Here is a 5,024-nt window from a genome sequence, read left to right as displayed (position 1 = left end):
TTTTTTATTCCCAAAATGGAGTGCGCCCAACGGCCCGGCTAGCCGCAGTACGGAGTGAAACGGAGTATTGTCGGCTAGCCTGTGTTCTGTCCAGTTTCGCTTTTATTTACAAAGTATGAATTAATTTTCTTTTCATGCTTGACCAGGTTTTTTAAAACCTTTTTATGTTGTATAATATTTGTAATCAATTCACGGTATTCTTTGGATGTCTCATTAAATTCTTTCTTAAACTCTTGATATTCTGGATATTCCCGATTAAATTCACTGTTGAAATCATAATCAGTGTGAGTTCCATTCTTTATAATCAATTCACGTTTTAAAACAGCCCTTTTACTCTGGTAATTTAACTTTTTTGATTTTAGCTCGTTGAATATCGGTTCTAAAATTTGCTTTTTCTTTTTTAAATCTTTCAGTATTGCCTGTACATTTTTTTGTTCATCAATAAGCATGGGCTTAACTTCCAAATTGAACTCTTCGATTTTCTCAATATAATTTTTTATTTTGATAATATGAGAAAACTTCCTGATGGGCTCTATCAATGTAAACATTCAGCCGCTTTAGACAAAGTTAAAATAAAATACGATATTTAATCCCATGGAACCGTCTGCACTGAATAACCTACTATCCAAGCTGCCGCCTGACATTAGCCAGGTGGTCAGGGTTATTATTTCTATGCAGCAAGAAACCATATCCCAGCGCGACGAAACGATCCGGACATTAGAGCAGCGCATCAAAGAACTGGAAGCCCAGCTCAACCAAAACAGCCGGAACAGTTCTCGACCGCCGAGCAGTGATGGCCCTACGAAGTCACGCACAACAACCCAAAAAAGTAAGAAAGGCAGGAAACCCGGTGGACAGCCAGGGCATAAGGGCACTACTTTGAAGATGGTGCCCAGCGCCGAGGCGAAGATTGAGGATCATTACCCAAAGGCTTGCTCTGGTTGCGGCGCAGATTTATCGGGGCAGCCAAGCTTGGGGTTTGACCGCCGTCAGGTCTTCGATATCCCCCCAATTGAGATACAAGTCACAGAGCACCGTGCACACCGCGCCAGCTGTTCCTGCTGTGGGGTGCGCACGCAGGGGCTCTTCCCCGCCGAAGCTACGAATAATGCGGTGTACGGCCCCAACCTGCGGACATTTGCCAGCTACTGCATGTCATACCAATTGCTGCCTTACGGACGCACGGCAGAACTGCTGTCCGATTTTTTAGGGCAGCCAATAAGCGAAGGGACGCTAGACAATATGCTTTCAGAGGCTTGCTGCCAACTGGACAGCTTCAGCGAACAAATAATAAGGCGCTTTCAACAAGAGGAGGTAGCAGGCTTTGACGAAACAGGCGTGCGCGCGCAAGGGCAGGCTTATGCCCATGTGGCCAGCGGCAGCGCCCATACTTACTTCTTTCTTGGAAAGCGGGGCTATGCTACGATGGACGAAATGGGCATCTTGCCAGGTTTTAAAGGCATTGCAGTGCATGACCGCTACGCTAACTACTTCGGCTATGACTGCCAGCATAGCCTGTGCAATGCCCATTTACTGCGCAACTTACAAGCCGTCATTGACGAGCATAATGATTACTGGGCCCGGCAACTGCAGGAACTGCTCAAAAACATCAATAAAGCAGTAAAACGGGCAAAAGCGAAGGGCAAAGATGCGTTTTCTTCCAGCCACTGCGCACAGTACCGCCAACGATACATGACCTGGGTACAACAGGGGCTAAAACTGCACCCTGCTGTAAATGGGGATGGCACAAAAGGGCCGCCTAAGCAAACCAAAACCCACAACCTCCTTATGGCCTTAAAAGAATATGCCAGCGAGGTGCTCCGTTTTCTGTACGACTTCCGGGTCCCTTTTGACAACAACAGGGCGGAGCGGGACATAAGGATGCTAAAAGTGAAAATGAAAATATCCGGTTTCTTTCACAGCATAGAGACTGGCAACCGCTTCTTGCGTATCAGGGCTTTCTTATCGACAGCCACTAAACAGGGATACTCCGCTTTTGAGGCTATGAAAAAACTCTTCACTGCCCAAACTGAGCCATTCGTATCGAATTTGCTCTGGGGCGATTGATATACCGGCTGAATGGTTACCTATCAATTCCAATGCTCCAGATATTTTTTCGCCTCTAAACTCGGTTAAATTATGCCCGCTTAATTTTAAATCAATATATCCTTTCTCTTGATTCAAGAACACATATCCTTTTAGTCTAAAGGTACTACTATTCAAAATATTTTGTAACCCTGTTATCAATTCTTTACATTGATCAACAATATATTTTTGAACAAATAAATCTTCATCTTTCGAAGATATATTACATGCTTCTGCCACATAACTCATAGCATCATACCAACTTTCATTAGAAAGAGTATGCTTTGAGGAATATAGTACTATTTCAAATATCCGGGATATTCGATAATTAACCCAATCTGAAAAAGGAATAATATCTAAATCTTTGTACTTTATTTTTGTATAGAAGTAGCTTACTGAACCATAACCAAAGTTAGTTTTCAATTCGATTGAGAAGTTTTCATTTAAATCATACTTTGGTGCTCCCCAGCCAACTCTTCTATGAGAAAATGCTAATATTTCTTTATCTTTTCTACATTTTTTATATGCTTTTTGAAGGTAATTAGCATGTAGTCTCTCCTTACATTCTTTTAGTAATTTATCCTTTTCCTTCTTTATTGCTTCTTGTTTTTTTTCCTTATCCTTTATATGGTCAAATTTACTTTGATACTTTTCCTCAATCAACTCAAAAGTAGAATCTAACCCTTGATAAGCCATATTTAAACGAGCACAATAATCATATCGGTTAAAGAGAACTTTTAGTTTTCTATGGTTTTTTATGTAATGGACTATACTATTTGCAGTATTTCCATTTCTTTCAAACTGATTTAAAAGACCTCTAAAATCAGGTTCTAGATCTTTCTCAATCTCGACGACATCTAAGATGATTTTATCAGTTTTTTCTTCCCGTTTCAAAACGCAAAGAATTTCTTCATTTATTTCGCTTACGTTCATTGAATCTTTATCTTTCATAATTGGACAGAACGGCCCGGCTACGTGACGTGCCGGACTCTAAATTTACCATTTTCATTCCATTTCACAAATGCTAGCGCAGGCAGCAAAAGGCAAAACTGGCGCAGCCTGGCTTTTGCTGACTGCGCGGGTTTATCAATATCAATTTCCCTCTCGAAGATTTTTACCGGCATGGCATGTAGCCATTGTTCGCTGTCGTTTTTATTCTTCGTTTTTCCTTTTTAAATAGATATTTATTTTCCTGAGAAACTCCTCATAGTCTCCAATTTGGTATTCATTCAAATTAAGAGTCACTTCAAAAAGCGTTTCATCTCTCCAAACATCTAATTTAAAAATCCCATTTTCGATATCTACCGAAATGTCTTGGGTGTCTTCCCAAATTACAAATCCAAGATCAGAAAGATTCTTAAAATTTATTCCTTTATTTCCAATCGAAAACTGCACCTCTTTTTTCCATACATCACTTATCCTATTCAAATTTGTCTGATAAAATGCCATTATTATTGAAATTGCTCCAATAAGAATCTGATCTACTCCTATTAGGTATATTCCCAGTAAACTTAGTATTATGGGTAAAACCAAGCTCATTATAGTTTCTACTCTTTTATAGTAGTAATCAATTTGGGAGGGGACCAATGGATCGTCTTCTATTGCATCTAATGAAAGTTCATCTTCTTTTTTGTTTATTTCAATTTGATTAATCTTCGAGTTTATTGGCTCTTCGCCATTAATAGTGGGTTTTGTATTTTTAGCAGATGAAAGACACCGAACTATTTGCAGCAGCCCTAGCGCTAAAGTCACCGTGGTATATCAAGAAAATTGACTTTCGAGATGCAGCACAAGGAGAAAAGGAGCTCCATATTGAAGTAGACCACCATAAGCGGGTCAAATTTGAGTACGAGGGCGAGCTGTGCCCTGTGCACGATCATCAATTGCGGAGTTGGCGGCATCTGCGTTTTTTCCAACATGACTGCTATCTGCACGCACGTGTGCCGCGGGTGAAGACGGAGTCAGGAGAGGTACGCCTGGTAGCTGTGCCCTGGGCTGAGCCGGGCAGCTCCTTTACCCTTTTGTTTGAGCTTGACGTTCTAAAGCTTATGGATAAAGGCATGAGCGCCTCTGCAGTTGGCCGCCACTACAGCTTTGATTCCCGTATAGCTAGCCGTATAGTGGGCCGCCATGTAAGCAACGCTTTGGCTACTCAGGAGCTAAGAGCGGTCAAGGACCTATCTGTCGATGAGACCTCACGAAAGAAAGGGCACAACTACCTGACCATCCTATGTGACCGGCAAGCTAAAAAGGTAGTAGGCGTATCTCTGGGCAAAGACCAAAAAGCTGTAGGCGAAGCACTTATCGATATGGAAGCTCGTGGCGCAGACAGAACCACAGTACGGTCGGTGACTCTAGATATGTCACGCTCCTACATCGCAGCCTGCGAATCCTACATGCCACAAGCCGAGATGGTTTTTGACCGCTTTCATTTAGTCAAAAAGCTTAATGAAGCCATTGATACTATTCGAAGGGCAGAACAAAAGCAGTTCAAGGAGGCGCTCAAGCACAGCCGGTATTTATGGCTGCGCAATGCCAGCAAGTTATCTCAAAAGCAGCAACAGCGCCTGGACTTGTTAAAAGAAGCATTCCCTAACCTGGGCCAGGCCTACCGTCTTAAAGAGCTATTCCGGGAAGTTTTCGATGCGGCTCAGTTCACCAAGCGCCTCAAGCCGCTCAATGAGTGGATAAAGATGGCTTGGGACAGCGGGATCAAGCCCATCCAGGAGTTTGTCAATATGCTCCATGACCATTGGTACGGTATAAAGACCTACTTCAAAAGATTGGCTAATAATGCTTTCGCTGAGGGGGTAAACCTAAAGATTCAGGAAATAAAGAGAATTGCCAGAGGCTATCGGAACCCACACAATTTCATCCTGATGATCTATTTCAAACTCGGAGGACTTGATTTGAAAATCCACTAAATATGGCGAAGAGCC

General features: G+C 42.2%; 5 protein-coding genes. 2 read left to right on the top strand and 3 right to left on the bottom strand.

What is annotated here, in order from left to right:
• Positions 1–74: 74 nt before the first annotated feature.
• Positions 75–548 carry a hypothetical protein gene (locus IX84_RS29955; RefSeq protein ID WP_044230207.1) on the bottom strand — a complete coding sequence of 158 codons (474 nt, stop codon included), beginning with the start codon at positions 546–548 and terminating at the stop codon, positions 75–77.
• 46 nt (positions 549–594) lie between these two features.
• On the opposite strand from IX84_RS29955, the gene tnpC reads away from it, so the two are divergent.
• Complete coding sequence (gene tnpC, locus IX84_RS29950) at positions 595–2,067, top strand: IS66 family transposase (RefSeq protein WP_052516523.1); 1,473 nt, start codon at positions 595–597, stop codon at positions 2,065–2,067.
• Here the strand turns inward: tnpC and IX84_RS32290 are convergent.
• Entirely contained in the window at positions 1,963–3,036 is a 1,074-nt protein-coding gene (locus IX84_RS32290) for a hypothetical protein (RefSeq protein WP_152605307.1), read from the bottom strand. The genes tnpC and IX84_RS32290 overlap by 105 nt on opposite strands.
• A 201-nt stretch (positions 3,037–3,237) precedes the next feature.
• Positions 3,238–3,837, bottom strand: coding sequence for a hypothetical protein (locus IX84_RS33170; RefSeq protein WP_152605306.1), 600 nt, complete (start codon positions 3,835–3,837; stop codon positions 3,238–3,240).
• On the opposite strand from IX84_RS33170, the gene IX84_RS29935 reads away from it, so the two are divergent.
• Complete coding sequence (locus tag IX84_RS29935) at positions 3,792–5,009, top strand: ISL3 family transposase (protein ID WP_044220381.1); 1,218 nt, start codon at positions 3,792–3,794, stop codon at positions 5,007–5,009. The genes IX84_RS33170 and IX84_RS29935 overlap by 46 nt on opposite strands.
• Positions 5,010–5,024 lie beyond the last annotated feature (15 nt).

This window comes from Phaeodactylibacter xiamenensis, from assembly GCF_000759025.1.
GTDB lineage: Bacteria > Bacteroidota > Bacteroidia > Chitinophagales > Saprospiraceae > Phaeodactylibacter > Phaeodactylibacter xiamenensis.
Note: the sequence above shows the minus strand (reverse complement) of the source record. Positions and strands in the feature narration are given on the sequence as shown.

What these genes read in the sequence shown, in the direction of transcription:
- tnpC (WP_052516523.1), top strand. Translation starts at nt 595, where the DNA reads ATGGAACCGTCTGCACTGAATAACCTACTATCCAAGCTGCCGCCTGAC.
- IX84_RS29955 (WP_044230207.1), bottom strand. Translation starts at nt 548, where the DNA reads ATGTTTACATTGATAGAGCCCATCAGGAAGTTTTCTCATATTATCAAA.
- IX84_RS29935 (WP_044220381.1), top strand. Translation starts at nt 3,792, where the DNA reads ATGAAAGACACCGAACTATTTGCAGCAGCCCTAGCGCTAAAGTCACCG.
- IX84_RS32290 (WP_152605307.1), bottom strand. Translation starts at nt 3,036, where the DNA reads ATGAAAGATAAAGATTCAATGAACGTAAGCGAAATAAATGAAGAAATT.